The 18,895-nt window shown below is 72.1% G+C and carries 19 protein-coding genes; 13 read left to right on the top strand and 6 right to left on the bottom strand.

Annotated features, from left to right (window positions below; genetic code table 11):
- Window positions 1-25 precede the first annotated feature (25 nt).
- Entirely contained in the window at window positions 26-826 is an 801-nt protein-coding gene (locus tag AB0C59_RS15835) for a VOC family protein (RefSeq protein ID WP_363004743.1), read from the bottom strand.
- Between the two features lie 215 nt (window positions 827-1,041).
- On the opposite strand from AB0C59_RS15835, the gene AB0C59_RS15830 reads away from it, so the two are divergent.
- On the top strand, window positions 1,042-1,893 hold the full coding sequence (locus tag AB0C59_RS15830; protein WP_363004741.1) for a sulfurtransferase: 852 nt from the start codon (window positions 1,042-1,044) through the stop codon (window positions 1,891-1,893).
- A gap of 186 nt (window positions 1,894-2,079) precedes the next feature.
- On the opposite strand, the gene sepH is transcribed toward AB0C59_RS15830, so the two are convergent.
- From sepH to AB0C59_RS15815, 3 genes are all read right to left on the bottom strand, one after another.
- Window positions 2,080-3,117: a septation protein SepH gene (gene sepH, locus AB0C59_RS15825; RefSeq protein ID WP_363004739.1), complete on the bottom strand. Its 1,038-nt coding sequence runs from the start codon at window positions 3,115-3,117 to the stop codon at window positions 2,080-2,082.
- Window positions 3,118-3,606: 489 nt separating this feature from the next.
- Window positions 3,607-4,926 carry a D-arabinono-1,4-lactone oxidase gene (locus AB0C59_RS15820; RefSeq protein WP_363004737.1) on the bottom strand — a complete coding sequence of 440 codons (1,320 nt, stop codon included), beginning with the start codon at window positions 4,924-4,926 and terminating at the stop codon, window positions 3,607-3,609.
- On the bottom strand, window positions 4,886-6,124 hold the full coding sequence (locus tag AB0C59_RS15815) for an MFS transporter (protein ID WP_363004735.1): 1,239 nt from the start codon (window positions 6,122-6,124) through the stop codon (window positions 4,886-4,888). Before AB0C59_RS15815 ends, AB0C59_RS15820 begins: the two co-directional genes overlap by 41 nt.
- A gap of 182 nt (window positions 6,125-6,306) precedes the next feature.
- On the opposite strand from AB0C59_RS15815, the gene AB0C59_RS15810 reads away from it, so the two are divergent.
- The gene (locus tag AB0C59_RS15810; RefSeq protein ID WP_363004733.1) at window positions 6,307-7,446 is read left to right on the top strand and encodes a ferrochelatase; all 1,140 of its coding nucleotides are present in this window, start codon (window positions 6,307-6,309) and stop codon (window positions 7,444-7,446) included.
- A gap of 8 nt (window positions 7,447-7,454) precedes the next feature.
- A complete protein-coding gene (locus AB0C59_RS15805) occupies window positions 7,455-8,273 on the top strand; it encodes an inositol monophosphatase family protein (RefSeq protein ID WP_363004731.1) in 819 nt (272 codons plus the stop codon).
- Between the two features lie 93 nt (window positions 8,274-8,366).
- Here the strand turns inward: AB0C59_RS15805 and AB0C59_RS15800 are convergent, their stop codons facing one another.
- The gene (locus AB0C59_RS15800) at window positions 8,367-8,540 is read right to left on the bottom strand and encodes a hypothetical protein (protein WP_363004729.1); all 174 of its coding nucleotides are present in this window, start codon (window positions 8,538-8,540) and stop codon (window positions 8,367-8,369) included.
- A gap of 436 nt (window positions 8,541-8,976) precedes the next feature.
- Between AB0C59_RS15800 and AB0C59_RS15795 the strand changes: the two genes are divergently transcribed.
- From AB0C59_RS15795 to AB0C59_RS15780, 4 genes are all read left to right on the top strand, one after another.
- Window positions 8,977-9,630 carry a response regulator transcription factor gene (locus AB0C59_RS15795; protein ID WP_363004727.1) on the top strand — a complete coding sequence of 218 codons (654 nt, stop codon included), beginning with the start codon at window positions 8,977-8,979 and terminating at the stop codon, window positions 9,628-9,630.
- 5 nt (window positions 9,631-9,635) lie between these two features.
- Window positions 9,636-10,868 (top strand): HAMP domain-containing sensor histidine kinase, encoded by a 1,233-nt coding sequence (locus tag AB0C59_RS15790; RefSeq protein WP_363004911.1) that lies wholly within the window; start codon window positions 9,636-9,638, stop codon window positions 10,866-10,868.
- 405 nt (window positions 10,869-11,273) lie between these two features.
- A complete protein-coding gene (locus tag AB0C59_RS15785) occupies window positions 11,274-11,570 on the top strand; it encodes a DUF4193 domain-containing protein (RefSeq protein ID WP_003993510.1) in 297 nt (98 codons plus the stop codon).
- A 13-nt stretch (window positions 11,571-11,583) separates the two neighbouring features.
- Window positions 11,584-12,489 carry a hypothetical protein gene (locus AB0C59_RS15780; protein WP_363004725.1) on the top strand — a complete coding sequence of 302 codons (906 nt, stop codon included), beginning with the start codon at window positions 11,584-11,586 and terminating at the stop codon, window positions 12,487-12,489.
- 104 nt (window positions 12,490-12,593) lie between these two features.
- Here the strand turns inward: AB0C59_RS15780 and AB0C59_RS15775 are convergent, their stop codons facing one another.
- A complete protein-coding gene (locus AB0C59_RS15775) occupies window positions 12,594-13,055 on the bottom strand; it encodes a DUF3093 domain-containing protein (protein WP_363004723.1) in 462 nt (153 codons plus the stop codon).
- Window positions 13,056-13,113: 58 nt separating this feature from the next.
- Between AB0C59_RS15775 and AB0C59_RS15770 the strand changes: the two genes are divergently transcribed.
- The 6 genes from AB0C59_RS15770 (at window position 13,114) to AB0C59_RS15745 (ending at window position 18,895) form a co-directional block, all read left to right on the top strand.
- Complete coding sequence (locus tag AB0C59_RS15770) at window positions 13,114-13,698, top strand: PaaI family thioesterase (protein ID WP_363004721.1); 585 nt, start codon at window positions 13,114-13,116, stop codon at window positions 13,696-13,698.
- Window positions 13,695-14,207 (top strand): dUTP diphosphatase, encoded by a 513-nt coding sequence (dut, locus tag AB0C59_RS15765; protein ID WP_363004719.1) that lies wholly within the window; start codon window positions 13,695-13,697, stop codon window positions 14,205-14,207. The genes AB0C59_RS15770 and dut overlap by 4 nt, the downstream gene beginning before the upstream one ends.
- 1 nt (window position 14,208) lies before the next feature.
- On the top strand, window positions 14,209-14,979 hold the full coding sequence (locus AB0C59_RS15760; RefSeq protein ID WP_363004717.1) for a DUF3710 domain-containing protein: 771 nt from the start codon (window positions 14,209-14,211) through the stop codon (window positions 14,977-14,979).
- A 241-nt stretch (window positions 14,980-15,220) separates the two neighbouring features.
- Window positions 15,221-17,767 (top strand): ATP-binding protein, encoded by a 2,547-nt coding sequence (locus AB0C59_RS15755; RefSeq protein ID WP_363004715.1) that lies wholly within the window; start codon window positions 15,221-15,223, stop codon window positions 17,765-17,767.
- Window positions 17,764-18,447: a response regulator gene (locus AB0C59_RS15750; protein WP_363004713.1), complete on the top strand. Its 684-nt coding sequence runs from the start codon at window positions 17,764-17,766 to the stop codon at window positions 18,445-18,447. The genes AB0C59_RS15755 and AB0C59_RS15750 overlap by 4 nt, the downstream gene beginning before the upstream one ends.
- 49 nt (window positions 18,448-18,496) lie before the next feature.
- Window positions 18,497-18,895 (top strand): OB-fold nucleic acid binding domain-containing protein, encoded by a 399-nt coding sequence (locus AB0C59_RS15745; protein WP_363004711.1) that lies wholly within the window; start codon window positions 18,497-18,499, stop codon window positions 18,893-18,895.

The following is an 18,895-nucleotide window of genomic DNA, read 5'->3' as shown; positions in this document are numbered from 1 at the left end:
TCGAGCGCGGCGGCGGGGCAGGCGGTCAGCCGAGGGGGCTGACCACCGAGAACGTCGCGCCCTCCGGGTCCGCCACCGTGATCATGCGGCCCAGTGCTGTCGTGCACTGGGCGCGGACGACGTGACCGCCCAGTTCGGCGGCCCGCTCGGCGGTCCGGTCGGCGTCCGAGACCTGGAAGTACGTCATCCAGTGCGCACCCCGGTCCCGCGGCAGCGTGTGCCCGACGCCGTGGATGCCCGCGACCGGGCGGCCCTCCACATGGAGGGTCACGTAGTCGAAGTCGGGGGAGACCACGGCCTCCTGCGTGTAGCCGAAGACGGTCCGGTAGAACTGCGCGACACCCGCCGTGTCATAGGTGAGCAGCTCGTTCCAGACCGGGGTGCCGCAGACGCCCGTCAGGCCCGTGCCCAGGTGCCTGGCGGCCTGCCAGATGCCGAACACCGCGCCCGCAGGGTCGCAGGCGATGGCCAGCCGCCCCGCCTCGGCCGCGTCCAGGGGGCCGACGCCGACCGTGCCGCCGCAACTGCGCACCTGCTCGGCCGTCGCGTCGACGTCGTCCGAGCCGATGTACGGGGTCCAGGCGATCGGCAGATGGCGGTCCGGCGGCAGCCGTCCGATGCCCGCCACCTCGTAGCCGTCCAACAGGGCCCGCACATAGGGCCCCAGGGGCTGGGGGCCCGGCTGGAACTCCCAGCCGAACAGCGCCCGGTAGAAGTCCTGGGTCGGGGTCATCGCGTGCACCATCAGACTCACCCAGCACGGAGTGCCGGGCGCGTGCCGCCGCGTCGTGCCGCTCAGGCCCGCCGACCCCCGTGTCTCGGTCATGGTCAACTCTCTCCTCGGCCCTCGTCCCACGGCGCCCCACGAGCAGAGGATGCCCGTTGCCGGGTGGACCATCCGTTTCGAGGAGATTGCCCTGCGCCGTCCATCTGCTGCACAGCATGTACCCGGCCCTGTACACCGGGTGATCCAACCCGTCAGGCGGAGCAGAGTAGCCGTACCCGGGCGACTCGGCCACCCCGTGCGCGAGGATGGGGGCCATGAAGGCCATCATCTCCGCATCCGAACTCGCGAGCGACCTGACGGGACCGCGGCCGCCGGTGCTCCTCGACGTGCGCTGGCAGCTGTCCCTGGCGACCGCCGACGGCGCCCCTCCCTTCGACGGCCGGGCGGCCCACGCCGCCGGGCACATCCCGGGCGCCGTCTTCGTGGACCTCGACGCCGACCTCGCGGATCCGCCGGGCGCCGGCGGCCGTCATCCGCTGCCCGACCCGGAGCGCTTCGGCACGGCCATGCGGGCCGCCGGGGTCCGCGCGGACCGGCCGGTGGTCGTGTACGACGGCGGGCAGGGCTGGGCCGCCGCCCGCGCGTGGTGGATGCTGCGCTGGGCGGGTCACCCGGACGTGCGCGTCCTCGACGGCGGATACGCCGCCTGGGACGGGCCCTCGGCCACGGGCGCCGAGGAGCCGGCCCCCGGTGACTTCCGGCCGGTCACGGGCGGGCTGCCGCTGCTTGACGCGGACGGCGCGGCGGAACTCGCCAGGACCGGACTGCTCCTGGATGCGCGTGCCGGTGAGCGCTACCGGGGCGAGGTCGAGCCCATCGATCCGGTGGGCGGTCACATCCCGGGCGCGGTGTCGGCCCCGACGGCGCAGAACACGGCCGAGAGCGGTCTGTTCCGGTCCGCCGCCGAACTCGCCGACCGCTTCAAGGCGTTGGGCGCGACGGAGGGCACCGAGGTCGGTGTCTACTGCGGGTCGGGCGTGTCGGCGGCGCACGAGGTGCTGGCGCTCGCGATCGCCGGCATCCCGGCCGCGCTGTACGCCGGTTCGTGGTCGCAGTGGTCGGCGGACGGCGGCCGCCCTGTGGCGGTGGGGCCGGACCCGCAGTGAGGGTAGTGAGGGGCTGAGGCCCTTTCCGAACGCCCGCACGGGCGCGGCGCCGCACCGCGGTTCACCGCGCCCGTCGTTCGTCTGCGGCGCCGTCGTGGCCGGTCGCGCAGTTCCCCGCGCCCCTTTGGGGCGTGCGGGTCCGCTCGGGGTGAGGGGTGTGGGGCCGGCGTGGTTGTGCCGGGCCCGCTACTCCTGCTTCTTGCGTCGCGTCCCGAAGACGATCTCGTCCCAGCTCGGGACCGCCGCCCGGCGGCCCGGGCGGACCCCGTCCGCCTCGGCCTGCCGGTCCGTCGCCCCGACCAGCCGGTCGCGGTGGCTGGCGACCGTGCGCGGCATGAGTACGTCCGCGTACGCGGATCCGGCCGAGGCGGCCGTCGCGGGCGGCTCCTCGACCTCGGGCTCCTCCTCGGTCTCCTCCTGCGGTTCCACGGGCCGCTCGGGCACCACCAGGTCGCCGCGGAAGCTCGGCACCGCCTCCAGGAGGCTGGTGAGCGAGTCGCGCTCGGCGGAGATCTCCTCGGCGGGCTCCGAGGACTGCGCGGGCAGGGCGGGGCGCTCCATCTGGCGGTCGAGGGCGCGGTCCATCCGGCCCTCGCGCGGCAGCCGGGCGATCCGCGGCACGAAGGGGTAGCTCGGCTCGGGTGCGGCGAGGTCGTCGGACTCGCCGATCAGCGAACGGGCCTCGGCGTCGACCGCCTGGACCAGCCGCCGGGGCGGGTCGTACGTCCAGCTCGCCGAGTGCGGTTCGCCCGCGACGAGGTAGACCAGCAGCACTTCCCAGGTGCCGTCGTCGCGGCGCCAGGAGTCCCACTGGACGGTGTCCTTGTCGGCGCCGCGCAGCAGCAGCCGTTCCTGCACGGCCTCGCCCAGCTGGGGGCCGGCGTTCTCACCGGGACGGCGCACGGGTGTCTTGCGGGCCCGCTCGGCCATGAAGGCGCGCTCGGCCAGCACCGGCCCCTCGAAACGGCGGACGCGGTCCACGGGGATCCCGGCGAGCTGCGCCACCTCCTCGGCCGACGCACCGGCACGTATACGCGCCTGGATGTCCCGGGGGCGGAGATGGCTCTCCACCTCGATCTCGATCTGGCCGAGCCGGGGGCGGTCACCGCGGACGGCGGCGCGCAGCCGCTCGTCGATGGGAAGCGTGTACTCCGTGCTGTCCGCAGCTTTGAGCACCAGCCGTGTGCCGTCATTGGAGACGGCCACGACACGCAGTTCGGGCATGGGGACCTCCCGGGTGGTGCCTGCCGACGTCACGTGCGTCGCTGCTTCCGCTAGTCGTCGAGTGTGGCCTGCCCGGGTGCAGCCTGCCACAACCTTGCCGAGGTGCCCGGCGTGTCGGGCACGCGCCCTGGGCCGCCGTTATGGCACGGTTACCTATTCGCAACGCTCAGTGACGAACCTCGTCACCTTGTGCAACAAGCCCCCTCCCGGCGCTCCGGCAAGCTCCGGACACCCTGGCGGGAGACCGGGTCCAGGGGTGGCAACAGTACTCCATTCGGGCCACCCGCGTGGATCGGCACGCCGTCCAACTTCTGGCAAGAGGTGCGACTTGGCCGCCCGATGCGCCGTTTTCGCGGCTATCAAACGCCACAGATCTCACTTAATCGGTAGAAACAGAACTAATCCCTTCGTACATGCGTCCTTGATCTCATGCGGTCGGACGACGGACAGGGGTACGGATACGCGGGCGACCGGAGCCCTCGGCACCCGTCAGGCGCCCAGGACCCGGCGCAGATAGTCGTTCCCGAAGCGCCGGTCGGGGTCGAGGCGGTCCCGTAGTGCCGTGAACTCGCCGAAGCGCGGGTAGGCGCCGGCGAGGTACTCCGCGTCCCGGGTGTGGACCTTGCCCCAGTGCGGACGTCCCTCATGGGCCGTGAAGATGCGCTCGGCGGCGCTGAAGTACGCCTGGTAGGGCGTACCGCGGAACATGTGTACAGCGACGTAGGCGCTGTCGCGGCCGGACGCCGTGGAGAGGACGATGTCGTCCGCGGGGGCGGTGCGCACCTCGACGGGGAAACTCACCCTGAGGGGCGACCGCTCGACCATGGATCTGATGTCGCGCAGGGTCTCCACCAGGGCCGCGCGCGGGACGGCGTACTCCATCTCCACGAACCGCACCCGGCGCGGCGAGGTGAACACCTTGTAGGGGATGTCCGTGTAGGTGCGGGCCGACAGCGCGCGGCTGGCGACCCGTGCGATGGGCGGGATGGTGGCGGGCGCGGCGCGGCCGACCCAGTTGACCGCCTGGAACACGCCGTTGGAGAGGAACTCGTCCTCGAACCAGCCGTTCAACCGCCCGAGCGGCCGTTCGGGACCCGCGCTGCGGTTGTTGCGCTTGGTGTTCGTGTTGCCGGTGTGCGGGAACCAGTAGAACTCGAAGTGCTCGTTCTCGGCCCACAGTTCGTCGAAGTCCGACAGGACCCGGTCCAGGGGCATCGGCTCCTCACGGGCCGTCAGCAGGAAGAGCGGCTCGACCGCGAAGGTGATCGCGGTGATGATGCCCAGGGCGCCGATGCCGACGCGCGCGGCGGCGAAGACATCCGGGTGCTCCCGCGCGGAGCACGTCAGCACCGAACCGTCCGCCGTCACCAGTTCGAGCGCGGTGATCTGGGCGGCGAGCGAGGCCGAGTCGCGTCCGGTGCCGTGCGTGCCGGTGCTGGTGGCGCCGGAGACGGTCTGCTCCATGATGTCGCCCATGTTGGTGAGCGACAGCCCCTCGCGCGCCAGCGCCGCGTTGAGTCTCTTGAGCGGAGTGCCCGCCTCGACGGTCACCGTGCCGGCCGCCCGGTCGATGCCACGTATGCCCGTCATCAGGTGAGGACGGATCAGCACGCCGTCGGTCGCGGCGGTCGCCGTGAAGGAGTGGCCCGTGCCGACGGCCTTCACCGGCAGGCCGTCCTCCGCCGCCGTGCGCACGGCGGCGGCGAGTTCCTCGACCGAGGCCGGGGCGACCTCCCGTACCGGCCGGGCGGTGACGTTGGCCGCCCAGTTACGCCACGTGCCGTTCTTCCCGCTCGCTGTGGTGCTCATGAGGCCCTCCCCGCCGCGGAACCGGCCTGCTCAGCCGGCGATACCCGAGGAGACCCACCGCGACCGCGACGGCCCCGGACACCACCGGAACCCCGTACCCGGCCCTCGCACCGGCGGCGTCGATCACCCAGCCGGCCGCGGACGAGCCGATCGCGACCCCGACCGCGAGCCCGGTGGACACCCAGGTCATCCCCTCGGTCAGGTGCGCGCGTGGTACGTGCCGCTCGATGAGGGCCATCGTCGTGATCATCGTGGGTGCGATGGTGAGGCCCGCAACGAACAGCGCCACGGCCAGAAACGGCAAGTCTCCGACCAGTAGGAGGGGGATCATACTCACGGCCATCGCGCACACGCCCAGCAACCACCTGCGTTCGGCCGCCCCCGTGAAGCGCATCAGCCCGAACACGGCGCCCGAGGCGCACGAGCCGGCCGCGTAGAGGGCCAGGACGACGCTCGCGGCGGCCTTGTGGCCCTGCTCGTCGGCGAAGGCGACGGTGACCACGTCGATGGCGCCGAAGATCATGCCGGTCGCCGCGAACGTGGCGACCAGGACCTGGAGTCCGGGGGAGCGCAGGGCGCTGCCGCTGCCCTCCGCCTCGCGCGGATGCGGGTCGGGCTCGGTGGCCCGCTGGGCCGTCAGCCAGAAGACGCCGACGGCCAGGAAGCACATCGCGAGAAGGGGGCCGGCCTCGGGGAACCAGGCGGTGGACAGCCCGATGGAGATGATCGGCCCGAGGATGAAGCAGACCTCGTCCACCACCGACTCGAAGGAGTAGGCGATGTGCAGATGCGGGGTGCCCCCGTACAGCGCCGCCCACCGGGCCCTGACCATCGCCCCGACGCTCGGCACCGCGCCGATGCCCGCGGCGCACACGAACAGCAGCCAGTCCGGCAGGGACAGGCGCGCGGTCAGCAGGAGTCCCGCGGCGGCCGTCAGCGCGACGAGCGTCGCCGGGCGCAGCACCCGCCGCTGCCCGTGCCGGTCCACCATGCGGGAGATCTGCGGTCCGACCACGGCGGCGGACAGCGCGATGGTGGCGCTGAGCGCACCGGCGAGCCCGTAGCGTCCGGTGAGCTGGGAGATCATCGTCACCACGCCGACGCCCGTCATCGACAGCGGCATCCGGCCGACGAAGCCGGCGACGGAGAAACCCTTGGAGCCGGGGGCGGCGAAGAGGGCGCGGTAGCGGCTGGGCACGGGATCTCCGATGGGTCCGGTAAGGCGTCACATCACCGCACGCGCCTTACGAATTAGGCAACCCTAACCCATGCCTGGGGGGTGTGCCGGTGTCGGACCGAGGACCGTCCGAAACACGGTTCCCGGTGGCCGGAGGGCGGGTGGCGGCGGGGATGCCGAAGGTGGGTGGCAGGATCGTAGACATGCCGGACCATGCACACAACGCGCTCGACGCCAGGCCGTACGACGCCCTGCTGCTCCTCTCGTTCGGGGGCCCCGAGGGCCCGGACGACGTGGTCCCGTTCCTGGAGAACGTGACGCGGGGCCGCGGTATCCCCAAGGAGCGCCTGAAGGAGGTGGGGCAGCACTACTTCCTGTTCGGCGGTGTCAGCCCCATCAACGCCCAGAACCGCGCCCTCCTGGACGCCCTGCGCGAGGACTTCGCCGGCCACGGCCTCGACCTGCCCGTCTACTGGGGCAACCGCAACTGGGCACCCTATGTGACCGACACCCTGCGCGAGATGGTCGCGGACGGCCACCGCCGCGTCCTGGTCCTCGCCACCAGCGCGTACGCCTCCTACTCGGGCTGCCGCCAGTACCGCGAGGACCTCGCCGGGGCCCTCGCGACCCTGGAGGCCGAGGGCCTGGAGTCGCCGCGGATCGACAAGCTGCGGCACTACTTCAACCACCCCGGCTTCGTGGAGCCGATGACGCAGGGCGTCCTGGACGCCCTGGCCGACCTCCCCGAGGAGGTCCGGGCGGGCGCGCACATCGCCTTCACCACCCACTCCATCCCCACCTCGGCGGCGGACACCTCGGGCCCGGCCGAAGGCCACGGGGACGGTGGCGCGTACGTGCGTCAGCACCTGGAGGTGGCCGGGCTGATCGCCGACGCCGTGCGCGAGCGGACCGGCACCGAGCACCCCTGGCGCCTCGTCTACCAGTCCCGCTCCGGCGCCCCGCACATCCCCTGGCTGGAGCCGGACATCTGCGACCACCTGGAGGAGCTGCACCGGGCGGGCGCGCCGGCCGTCGTGATGGCACCGATCGGGTTCGTCTCGGACCACATGGAGGTGCTCTACGACCTCGACACCGAGGCCCTGGCCAAGGCGCGGGAGCTGGGCCTGCCGGTGCGCCGCTCGGCCACCGTGGGCGCCGACCCGCGGTTCGCCGCGGCCGTCCGCGACCTGGTCGTCGAGCGCGCCGCGGCCGAGCGCGGGCAGCGGGTGAGGCCCTGCGCCCTCGGCGCCCTCGGACCGAGCCACGACCTGTGCCCCGTGGGCTGCTGCCCGGCCCGCGCCCCCAAGCCCGCCGCCGCGGGCGCCGACAGCCCGTACACGTGAGGAGCACCATGACCGAGCAGGACGAGCCGTCCGACCGGCTGAAGGAAGAACTGCTGGACCTCGCGCTGGAGGCCGCCACCCGTGCGGGCGACTTCCTGCGAGACGGGCGCCCCGACGACCTCGGGGTGGCCGCCACCAAGACCAGCGCCATCGACGTCGTCACCGAGATGGACATCGCCGCCGAGAAGCTGATCACCGGCCTGCTCTCGGACCGACGGCCGGAGGACGGGCTGCTCGGCGAGGAGGGCGCGAGCGTCGAGGGCACCAGCGGCGTCGAGTGGGTGATCGACCCGATCGACGGCACCGTGAACTACCTGTACGGGCTTCCCGGCTGGTCGGTCTCCATCGCGGCCCGACTGAACGGCCGGACGCTCGTCGGGGTGGTCCACGTCCCCCTGCGTGGGGAGACCTTCCGCGCGGTCCTCGGTGAGGGCGCGTTCCTCGGAGACCGACCGGCGCGGGTGCGGCCCGCGACGGAGCTGGGGCTGGCCCTGGTGGGCACCGGGTTCGGCTATCTCGCCGAGCGCAAGGCCGCGCAGGCCGAGGTGGTCCGTCGGCTGATCCCCGAGGTGCGGGACATCCGCCGGGGCGGCTCCGCGGCGATCGACCTCTGCGACGTGGCGGCCGGGCGCCTGGACGCCTACTACGAGCGCGGCCTGAACCCCTGGGACTACGCGGCGGGGGACCTGATCGCCCGGGAGGCGGGCGCCGTGACCGGCGGCCGCCCGGGAGAGCCGCTCTCCCCGGCCCTGGCCGTCGCGGCCCCGCCGGGCCTGTTCGAGCCGTTCCAGGCAAGGCTGGACGAGCTGGGAGCCTGGCACGACTGACCGTGCCCTCTACGCGGCACCGCGTCGCGTCCGTGGGGGCACACGAAGCGGGCCCCGGTCCGGATCTGCCGGGGCCCGCTGCGTGCGAGTCGCTCAGACGGGTGTCGCGCCGACTTCCACACCGTGCTCGGCGGCAAGGCGGTGCAGGTCGTCGAGCTCCGACATCTCGACCTCCGCCAGGAAGTCGTCGCCGGTCTGGCGGGCCCTTGTCAGGTCGGATTCGGCTGCCCGTATGCGCTGCAGAAGTCCTGTGGTGAAAGCGTCCATGCTGCGCCCCCTCGTCCTGGGTCGTGGGTCGATGGCACGGGGGTGTGCCCTTGGGAAGGGACGATCACGTCTTCACTGGGTGCCCGGCGCTGCCCCGGCCGGGCGGCCACGGTGCCGGACACCCACGCCCGCTCGGTGGAAACGTGAGCGACCGACCACATGGTGGTGCGTCACATGCAGAGCGTGATCGCGGGGTGTAAAGCCGTCCTCCCCCCGCTCCCTTCTCGGGAAACCTCAACCTCGGAAGAAAACTTCGCATTCCCCACCGCCCGTCCCCGATCCCGGCCGGGCCCCCGGCCGGCCCGCGCACGGGCGCTCCCCCGCCTTACAGCCGGTTTACGGCCGAAAAGGGCAGGATGGAGTCCCATTCACGACAGGCCTGCCCGTCGGCTGCCCACGGTTGGGCTGCCCGGGTGGACACAGGAAGGACCCAGCCGTGCGCGTACTCGTCGTCGAGGACGAGCAGCTGCTCGCCGATGCGGTGGCCACCGGACTGCGCCGGGAGGCCATGGCCGTCGACGTCGTGTACGACGGCGCGGCCGCCCTCGAACGCATCGGGGTCAACGACTACGACGTGGTCGTCCTCGACCGCGACCTTCCCCTGGTGCACGGGGACGACGTCTGCCGCAAGCTGGTGGAGCTCGGCATGCCCACCCGCGTGCTGATGCTCACCGCGTCGGGCGACGTCAGCGACCGAGTGGAGGGTCTGGAGATCGGTGCCGACGACTACCTCCCCAAGCCGTTCGCGTTCAGCGAGCTCATCGCGCGCGTGCGCGCGCTGGGCCGGCGCACGAGCATGCCCCTGCCGCCCGTCCTGGAGCGCGCCGGGATCAAGCTCGACCCCAACCGCCGCGAGGTCTTCCGCGACGGCAGAGAGGTGCAGCTCGCTCCCAAGGAGTTCGCCGTCCTCGAGGTGCTCATGCGCAGCGAGGGCGCCGTCGTCTCGGCCGAGCAGCTCCTGGAGAAGGCGTGGGACGAGAACACCGACCCCTTCACCAACGTCGTGCGGGTGACCGTCATGACCCTGCGGCGCAAGCTCGGCGAGCCTCCGGTGATCGTCACCGTGCCAGGCTCCGGATACCGGATCTGATGACCGTGGCGACGACTCCGGCCCCGCCCACCGCACCGCCCAAGCCCACCTGGGAGCCCCGGAAACAGGAGCCCCCCTTCCCCTGGCTGCGCCCCACGATCCGGATAAGGCTCACGCTGCTCTACGGCGGCATGTTCCTGATCGCCGGCATCCTGCTGCTGTCGATCATCTACCTGTTCGCCGCGCAGGCGCTCAAGGTGGGCAGCGAACTGCCGTTCAAGATCGTCAAGGGTGCGGTCAGCAGCGACACCTGCAACTTCCCGGTCGCCCTGCCCGCGAACGAGCTCAACGACGCCATGAACGCCTGCGTCAACCAGCAGCGCCAGCAGGCCCTGGACAGCCTCCTCAGCCGCTCCCTGCTGGCCCTGCTCGGCCTCGCGGTGATCGCCTTCGCCTTCGGGTACGCGATGGCCGGCCGGGTCCTGTCGCCGCTCGGCAGGATCACCCGCACGGCGCGGGCGGTGGCGGGCTCGGACCTGTCCCGCCGCATCGAGCTGGACGGCCCGGACGACGAGCTGAAGGAGCTCGCGGACACCTTCGACGACATGCTGACGCGGCTGGAGCGGGCGTTCACGGCCCAGCAGCGGTTCGTCGGCAACGCCTCGCACGAGCTGCGCACCCCGCTGGCGATCAACCGCACCCTTCTGGAGGTGCACCTGTCCGATCCCGGGGCCCCCTTGGAGCTCCAGCAGCTGGGCAAGACCCTCCTCGCCACCAACGAGCGCAGCGAGCAGCTCGTGGAGGGGCTGCTGCTGCTCGCGCGCAGCGACAACCAGATCGTCGAGCGCAAGCCCGTCGACCTGGCCGAGGTGGCCTCACAGGCCGTCGACCAGGTGCACGCCGAGGCGGAGAGCAAGGGCGTGCGGATCCGGGGCGAGCGCTCGCCCGCGGTGGTGCAGGGCAACGGGGTCCTGCTGGAGCGGATCGCCCTGAACCTGGTCCAGAACGCGGTGCGCTACAACATCCCGGAGGGCGGCTGGGTGGAGGTCGTCACCCAGGTCCAGCACGGACAGGCCGTCCTGCTGGTCACGAACACCGGTCCGGTCGTCCCCGCCTACGAGGTGGACAACCTGTTCGAGCCCTTCACCCGGCTCCGTACGGACCGCACGGGCAGTGACAAGGGGGTGGGCCTCGGCCTGTCCATCGCGCGCTCCGTGGCGCGCGCCCACGGCGGCCACATCAGCGCACTGCCCCATGAGGGAGGCGGGCTCGTGATGCGGGTCAGCCTGCCGATCTGAGATCATGCTCCCGCCCCGGGCTCGCCTATCCGACGTTGTTCGCTCTGCGCGGAATCCTCGGACGTGGACCGCGGCCGGGGCGTGTGTGATCGATCACAGAGAGGGCTTTCCGGCCATCTACTCTCGGTGACCTCGAAGCCGTTCATAATGCCGGAAAATCCGGGTTTTCCCGGGCCCTGATCACGGGAAGTACACGGTGAGATGCCTTTGAAGTGCGGCATGCAGACCGTGTACGGTCCCGTTCGCCATCCAACCCGATCACTCTTGAGGAGTCCGGTTGGGTGTCGATTGAGTAACAGACCTTGATGTGAGGCAAAATCTCCGCCTCGAGGCGGGCACAAGTCCGGCCTCTCACGCGTTACGTGCGCTGGAGACACCCGCAGACACCCAGAGGGGGAGAGCGAAATGGCAACGGATTACGACACCCCACGCAAGACCGACGACGACGTCGACTCCGACAGCCTTGAAGAGCTGAAGGCCCGGAGGAACGACAAGTCCGCGTCGGCGGTCGACGTAGATGAGTTCGAGGCCGCAGAAGGCCTCGAACTGCCGGGCGCCGACCTCTCGAACGAGGAGTTGGCCGTCCGCGTCCTGCCCAAGCAGCAGGACGAGTTCACCTGCATGAGCTGCTTCCTCGTGCACCACCGCAGCCAGCTGGCCCGAGAGAAGAACGGTCAGCCGATCTGCCGCGACTGCGACTGAGGCGGGGTCGGCCGTGACTGGCTCGACCCCTCCCCGGAAGCGCCGCTTCCCACACGAGGGAGCGGACCCGGAGCCTCACGAAGGCTCCTCAGGCGTGCGTGACGACGGGCGAGGCTCCTCCGGACAGGGAGCAGCCTCGCTCGAACCGGCTCCCACGTCACAGGCCCCGTCGGGGCCCGCGGCACCGGTCGCCTCCCCGGCGCCCATGGCGCGGCGCGTGGCGGCCGTCCGGGACGGGGTCCTTCAGGGCGTCCGCAAAGGCGGCAGCCGGGCCCGGGCGGGCGTGGGCTACCTCGCCGACCGCATCATCGACATGGCCCCGCGGATCCCCGTACGGGACCTCGCGACGCTGCGCGGACAGTTCCCGGGACTGGGACCCGAGGAACTCGCGGACAAGCTCGTCGCGGGCGCGTCCCGGGCGACGGCCACGGTCGGAGCCGGAGTCGGGGCCGCGGCGATGCTCCCGGTGCCCCCGGCCATGCCGACCGAACTGGCCACGGAGATCACCGGGGTCGCCGCGATCGAGCTCAAGCTGATCGCCGAACTGCACGAGGTGTACGGGCTGCGCCCGCCCGGCACGCTCCCCCAGCGCACCACCCTCTACCTGAGGTCCTGGGCCGGCGAGCGCGGCATCGAGGTGACCAAGCCGTCGAGCGTGGACGCGGCCCTCGGCGGGCGGATGAAGCGTGAGCTGCGGCAGCAGGTCATGAAGCGCATGGTCCGGGACCTGCCGAACCTGATGCCCTTCATGGTGGGCGCCGCGGTGGGCGCCGTCATGAACCGGCGCGACACCAGACGCCTCGCGGAGCGGATCCGCAAGGACCTGCGGAAGGCGCAGGTCCCGTGGGACGCGCTGCCCGAGCTGCCGCGACTGGAACAGCCGGAGAATCCCCTGGACGTCGAGGACCTCGGGGACTGAGCACCCTCGCGCCGGGGCGACCGCGCCCCCGCGCGCTGCTCGGAGGTCGTGCGCGTGCGCCCTGAGCCGCGGCCTCCCGCGCGCGCCGGTGCCTGCGCCCCGGGCTACACCCCGGCTCGCGCGGCCTTGATCGCCGCCGCCAGCCGCTCCGGCTCCCTGGTCGACAGATACAGGTAGGGCGTCGGGTCCTCAGGGTCCGTGACCTGCACCTTCAGCGCCCCCGGGATGTACGCGCGCAACAGCAGGAACGCGCGCGTGTCCGCCTTGTACGTCCGCCAGGCGCGGGCCTCCTCGGCGTCCAGGACCTCCGTCTCGCCCAGCGCCGCCAGCGGGATCCGCGCCTCGCCCGCGATCAGTGAGTCCCCCACCACGCGGATGCGCAAGGAGCCGTAGGAACTCGCCACGACCGCCGCGGCCGCGGTGCCGCCGACCAGTCCGCCCAGCAGCGGCAGCGTGCCGAACGGGACCAGCACCAGGGCCATGGCGATGCCCACCAGGAGGCACATCAGCCACCAGGAGCGAGGCGCGGTGAGACGTTCTTCGTACGGCGACGCGGTCAGCTGCATGGAGTCCAGCTTGGCACGGTGTCGGCGGTGCGTTCACGCGCGGGTAAGGTCTGCGCCTGTGAGTGGTTCTTCCCCGGCTTTGACGCCCCCCGCCGACGCGCTGGCGCCCGTACGGCATCCCGACGCCCCCGCGCCCGGCGACCTGCTCGGCGAGCACTACACGCAGTGTTTCGGCTGCGGGGGAGGGCAGTCCCACGGGCTGCACCTTCAGGCGCGGGCGGGCGAGGGCGTCACCATCACCGCCGAGTTCACCGTCCAGCCCGCCCACCAGGGAGCTCCCGGGCTCGCCCATGGCGGGGTGCTGGCGACGGCCCTGGACGAGACGCTGGGCTCGCTGAACTGGCTGCTGCGCACCATCGCGGTCACCGGACGGCTGGAGACCGACTTCGTGCGGCCGGTGCCCGTGGGCACCGTGCTGTTCCTGGAGGCCGAGGTGACGGCCGTGGCGGGCCGGAAGATCTACTCCAGGGCGACCGGACGGATCGGCGGCCCCGGCGGTCCCGTGGCGGTGCGCGCCGAAGCCCTCTTCGTCGAGGTGAAGGTCGAGCACTTCACGGACAACGGCCGGCAGGAGGAGATCCAGGCGGTCATGAACGACCCGGACGGAGTCCGGCGCGCCCGGGCCTTCGAGGTGAACCCGTGAGCGGCCCGGTGAACGTGCTCATCCGCCGCGTGGACCCCGACGTACCGCTTCCGGAGTACGCGCACCCGGGCGACGCCGGAGCCGATCTGCGCACCACCGAGAGCCGTGAGCTGAAGCCCGGCGAACGGGCCGTGCTGCCCACGGGCGTGTCCGTCGCCCTGCCCGAGGGGTACGCGGCCTTCGTGCACCCACGCTCCGGCCTCGCCGCTCGCTGCGGTGTCGCCCTCGTGAATGCCCCGGGGACGGTGGATGCCGGGTACCGTGGAGAGATCAAGGTGATCGTGGTGAATCTCGACCCGCACGAGAGCGTGCGGTTCGAGCGCTTCGACCGGATTGCCCAACTGGTCGTCCAGCAGGTCGAGAGGGTCCGCTTCCAGGAGGTCGCGGAACTTCCCGATTCGGCGCGGGCCGAGGGGGGCTTCGGGTCCACCGGCGGTCATGCCGCCGTGGGCGGCACAACGGGTGGGAATCGATACGCTTCGGTCGTATCCGACCGGGAAGGACAGTGACGTGTTCGGACGTCGCAACAAGAAGGGTGCCGCCGAGGACGCGGCCGGCGAGGCCGAGCAGGTCGTCGACGGTGTCGACGCTGAGGCGGACGAGGAAGAGGCCGAGCGCGAGCGCGTGAGGCTGGAACCGGAGCCGAGGCCCGAGGGCCCCTGGGACGGTTCGGAGGTCCGCGACCCCGCCGAGGGGCGAGTGGACCTGGGTGGCCTGTTCGTGCCCGCGGTCGAGGGCATGGAACTGCGGGTCGAGGTCGCCGGAGACGCGATCGTGGCGGCGACCGTCGTCCTGCAGGACAGTGCCGTTCAGCTGCAGGCCTTCGCCGCCCCCAAGCGTGAGGGCATCTGGGGCGAGGTCCGCGAGGAGATCGCGGGCGGCATCACCCAGCAGGGCGGCATCGTGGACGAGGTCGAGGGCCCCCTGGGCTGGGAGCTGCGCGCCCAGGTTCCGGTGCAGCTGCCGGACGGCACGAGCGGCTTCCAGGTCGTGCGGTTCATCGGCGTGGACGGCCCCCGCTGGTTCCTGCGCGGTGTGATCTCCGGTCAGGGCGCCGTGCAGCCGCAGGCGGCGGGTCTGCTGGAGCAGATCTTCCGGGACGCGGTCGTGGTGCGGGGCGAGGGCCCGATGGCCCCGCGCGACCCGATCGTCCTGAGGCTGCCGAACGACGCGCAGATGGTGGCCGAGGGGATGCAGCCGCAGGAGGACGACGGCGGCTCGCGCTTCTCCGGAGGCATGGGCCAGCTCCAGCGCGGCCCCGAGATCACCGAGGTCCGCTGACCGGCACCACGGAGTCGAAACAGTCGCATCGTGGACGGCCGCACCCCTCGACCCGGGGTGCGGCCGTCCGCGTGCGAGGAGTCCCGCGGCGACCGGGCCCACGGCGCGGTGTCAGAGTTGCGTCAAAGACGCCCACCCCGGATGCTCGCTGTCCCGATTGTCGTATTTGTTGGCCGTAAGGTCGACGCAGCGTACACGGCGACCTCGGTGTGCGCGGCTGCGACGGGAAGACAATAGGACCATGGGACGCGGAAAGCTGCGGATCTATCTCGGTGCCGCACCGGGCGTGGGCAAGACCTACGCCATGCTGTCCGAGGCGCACCGGCGGGTCGAGCGGGGAACGGACTGCGTCGTCGCCTTCGTGGAGCACCACGGGCGCCCGCGCACCGAGGTGATGCTCCACGGCCTGGAGCAGATCCCGCGCAAGGAGCTGGTCCACCGGGGCTCCGCGTTCACCGAGATGGACGTGGACGCCGTCCTGCACCGCGCCCCGGCCGTCGCCCTGGTGGACGAACTGGCCCACACCAACGTCCCCGGCTCGCGCAACGCCAAGCGCTGGCAGGACGTCGAGGAGCTGCTCGCCGCGGGCATCGACGTCGTCTCGACCGTCAACATCCAGCATCTGGAGTCCCTCGGCGATGTCGTCGAGTCCATCACGGGCATACGGCAGCGCGAGACCGTACCCGACGAGATGGTGCGGCGCGCGGACCAGATCGAGCTGGTCGACATGTCGCCGCAGGCCCTGCGCCGGCGGATGGCGCACGGCAACATCTACCAGCCGGACAAGGTCGACGCGGCCCTGTCGAACTACTTCCGGCCCGGGAACCTGACCGCGCTGCGGGAGCTGGCCCTGCTGTGGGTCGCGGACCGGGTCGACGAGTACCTGAACGAGTACCGCAGCGAGCACCAGGTGTCGAAGATCTGGGGCTCGCGCGAGCGGATCGTGGTGGGCCTCACGGGCGGCCCCGAGGGCCGGACCCTGATCCGGCGGGCCGCGCGACTGGCCGAGAAGGGCGCGGGCGGCGAGGTGCTCGCCGTGTACATCTCCCGCAGCGACGGACTGACCTCCGGCTCACCGAAGGAACTGGCCCTCCAGCGGACCCTCGTCGAGGACCTGGGCGGCACCTTCCACCATGTGGTGGGCGACGACATCCCCGCCGCGCTGCTCGACTTCGCGCGCGGCGCCAACGCCACCCAGATCGTCCTCGGCTCCTCCCGCCGCAAGACGTGGCAGTACGTCTTCGGGCCGGGCGTGGGCGTCACGGTGGCCCGGGAGTCCGGCCCGGACATCGACGTGCACATCGTCACCCACGAGGAGGTCGCCAAGGGGCGCGGTCTGCCCGTCGCCCGCGGTGCCCGACTCGGCCGCGCCCGGATCCTGGCCGGGTGGCTCGCCGGCGTCCTCGGCCCGGTCGTGCTCGCGCTGGCGCTGAACGCCGTCGACCTCGGCCTCGCCAACGACATGCTGCTGTTCCTGGCGCTGACCGTGGCCGCGGCCCTGCTCGGAGGCCTCCTGCCGGCGCTCGCCTCCGCGGCCTTCGGCTCGCTGCTGCTGAACTACTACTACACGCCGCCCCTGCACCGGCTGACGATCGCCGATCCCCAGAACATCGTCGCCATCGTGATCTTCGTGGCCGTGGCCGTGTCCGTGGCCTCGGTGGTGGACCTGGCGGCCCGGCGCACCCACCAGGCCGCACGGCTGCGCGCCGAGTCGGAGATCCTCTCCTTTCTCGCGGGCAGCGTGCTGCGCGGCGAGACCAGCCTGGACGCGATCCTCGACCGCGTACGGGAGACGTTCGCCATGGACACGGCGGCCCTGCTGGAACGCGTCAGCGACGTCGACCCGTGGACCTGCGCGGGCAGCGTGGGCCCCGGCACCCCGGTCGAACGGCCCGAGGACGCGGACGTCGACGTGCCCGTCGGGGACCACATGGCGCTGGCACTGTCCGGGCGGGTCCTGCCCGCATCCGACCGCCGGGTCCTGGCCGCCTTCGCCGCCCAGGCCGCCGTGGCCCTGGACCGCGAGCGCCTGCGGCAGGAGGCCGAGCAGGCCCGCACGCTGGCCGAGGGCAACCGCATCCGCACCGCGCTGCTCGCCGCCGTCAGCCACGACCTGCGCACCCCGCTGGCCGGCATCAAGGCCGCCGTGACCTCGCTCCGCTCCGACGACGTCGAGTGGTCCGAGGAGGACACCGCCGAACTGCTCGCGGCCATCGAGGACGGCGCCGACCGGCTCGACCACCTGGTGGGCAACCTGCTCGACATGTCGCGCCTGCAGACGGGCACCGTCACCCCGATCATCCGCGAGATCGACGTGGACGAGGTGGTCCCGATGGCGCTCGGCGGCGTACCCGAGGACAGCGTGGAGCTGGACGTCCCCGAGACCCTGCCGATGGTCCACGTGGACGCGGGGCTCCTGGAACGCACGGTCGCCAACCTCGTGGAGAACGCCGTCAAGTACAGCCCCCGCGGGCTGCCCGTCCTGGTCCTGGCGAGCGCCCTCGCCGACCGCGTGGAGGTCCGTGTCGTCGACCGGGGGCCCGGAGTGCCCGACGACGCCAAGGAACGGATCTTCGAACCCTTCCAGCGCTACGGCGACGCACCGCGCGGTGCGGGCGTCGGCCTCGGCCTCGCGGTGGCACGCGGCTTCGCGGAGGCCATGGGCGGCACGCTGAACGCAGAGGACACCCCCGGCGGCGGCCTCACCATGGTCCTCACCCTCCGGGCCGTGGAGCGCATCCCCGTACCCGCCGGCTCCGCCGCCGAAGCAGAAAGGCGAACCACATGACCCGGGTGCTCGTGGTCGACGACGAGCCGCAGATCGTGCGCGCCCTCGTGATCAACCTGAAGGCACGCAAGTACGAGGTCGACGCGGCCCCCGACGGCGCCACCGCGCTCCAGCTCGCCGCGGCCCGCCATCCCGACGTCGTGGTGCTCGACCTCGGGCTGCCCGACATGGACGGCGTCGAGGTGATCAAGGGCCTGCGCGGCTGGACACGGGTGCCGATCCTGGTCCTCTCCGCCCGCCACACCTCGGACGAGAAGGTGGAGGCCCTGGACGCGGGCGCCGACGACTACGTCACCAAGCCGTTCGGCATGGACGAGCTGCTCGCCCGGCTCCGGGCCGCCGTCCGGCGGGCCGAGCCGACCGGGGCGGGCGAGGACGACGTCGTCGTGGAGACCGCCGACTTCACCGTCGACCTCGCCGCGAAGAAGGTCGGGCGGGACGGCAGGGACGTACGCCTCACGCCCACGGAGTGGCATCTGCTGGAGGTGCTCGTGCGCAACATGGGCCGCCTGGTCAGCCAGAAGCAGCTGCTCCAGGAGGTGTGGGGCCCGTCGTACGGGACGGAGTCGAACTACCTGCGGGTCTACATGGCCCAGCTGCGGCGGAAACTGGAGGCGGACCCGGCCCACCCCAAGCACTTCATCACCGAACCGGGGATGGGCTACCGCTTCGAGAGGTGAGCGGGCCGTGCCGGCACGGGGTCCGGGCACGCCCCGGTACGCTTTCTCTATGAGCGCTGTTCCTCGATCCGAAAAGCCGGTCGGCCGCCTGCGTCGCATGCTCGACCGGCTCTCCTCGTCCCAGGAGGACCTGGAGTCGGAGGAGCTGCGGGAGGACGCCGAGGAGACGGGCTGCACGCGCATCGGCGACTGCCACGACCGGCAGATCGTCACGGTTACTGGTACCTTGCGCACGGTCACGCTGCGTCCGCGGGCCGGTGTTCCCGCCCTGGAGGCCGAACTGTTCGACGGTACGGCGGCTCTGGACGTGGTGTGGCTCGGCAGGCGCTCCATCGTCGGCATAGAACCGGGGCGCAAGCTGATCGCCTCGGGCCGCATCTCCATGAGCCGGGGCCGCAGAGTCCTGTTCAATCCGAAGTACGAACTCAGACCGCTCGGACGGGAGTAG

This window comes from Streptomyces sp. NPDC048664, assembly GCF_040650555.1.
Classification (GTDB): domain Bacteria; phylum Actinomycetota; class Actinomycetes; order Streptomycetales; family Streptomycetaceae; genus Streptomyces.
Note: the sequence above shows the minus strand (reverse complement) of the source record. Positions and strands in the feature narration are given on the sequence as shown.

Excerpts from the sequence above, each read along its gene's own strand:
- AB0C59_RS15835 (WP_363004743.1), bottom strand. The coding sequence starts at position 826 with ATGACCGAGACACGGGGGTCGGCGGGCCTGAGCGGCACGACGCGGCGG.
- AB0C59_RS15830 (WP_363004741.1), top strand. The coding sequence starts at position 1,042 with ATGAAGGCCATCATCTCCGCATCCGAACTCGCGAGCGACCTGACGGGA.
- sepH (WP_363004739.1), bottom strand. The coding sequence starts at position 3,117 with ATGCCCGAACTGCGTGTCGTGGCCGTCTCCAATGACGGCACACGGCTG.
- AB0C59_RS15820 (WP_363004737.1), bottom strand. The coding sequence starts at position 4,926 with ATGAGCACCACAGCGAGCGGGAAGAACGGCACGTGGCGTAACTGGGCG.
- AB0C59_RS15810 (WP_363004733.1), top strand. The coding sequence starts at position 6,307 with ATGCCGGACCATGCACACAACGCGCTCGACGCCAGGCCGTACGACGCC.
- AB0C59_RS15805 (WP_363004731.1), top strand. The coding sequence starts at position 7,455 with ATGACCGAGCAGGACGAGCCGTCCGACCGGCTGAAGGAAGAACTGCTG.
- AB0C59_RS15800 (WP_363004729.1), bottom strand. The coding sequence starts at position 8,540 with ATGGACGCTTTCACCACAGGACTTCTGCAGCGCATACGGGCAGCCGAA.
- AB0C59_RS15785 (WP_003993510.1), top strand. The coding sequence starts at position 11,274 with ATGGCAACGGATTACGACACCCCACGCAAGACCGACGACGACGTCGAC.
- AB0C59_RS15775 (WP_363004723.1), bottom strand. The coding sequence starts at position 13,055 with ATGCAGCTGACCGCGTCGCCGTACGAAGAACGTCTCACCGCGCCTCGC.
- AB0C59_RS15755 (WP_363004715.1), top strand. The coding sequence starts at position 15,221 with ATGGGACGCGGAAAGCTGCGGATCTATCTCGGTGCCGCACCGGGCGTG.
- AB0C59_RS15750 (WP_363004713.1), top strand. The coding sequence starts at position 17,764 with ATGACCCGGGTGCTCGTGGTCGACGACGAGCCGCAGATCGTGCGCGCC.
- AB0C59_RS15745 (WP_363004711.1), top strand. The coding sequence starts at position 18,497 with ATGAGCGCTGTTCCTCGATCCGAAAAGCCGGTCGGCCGCCTGCGTCGC.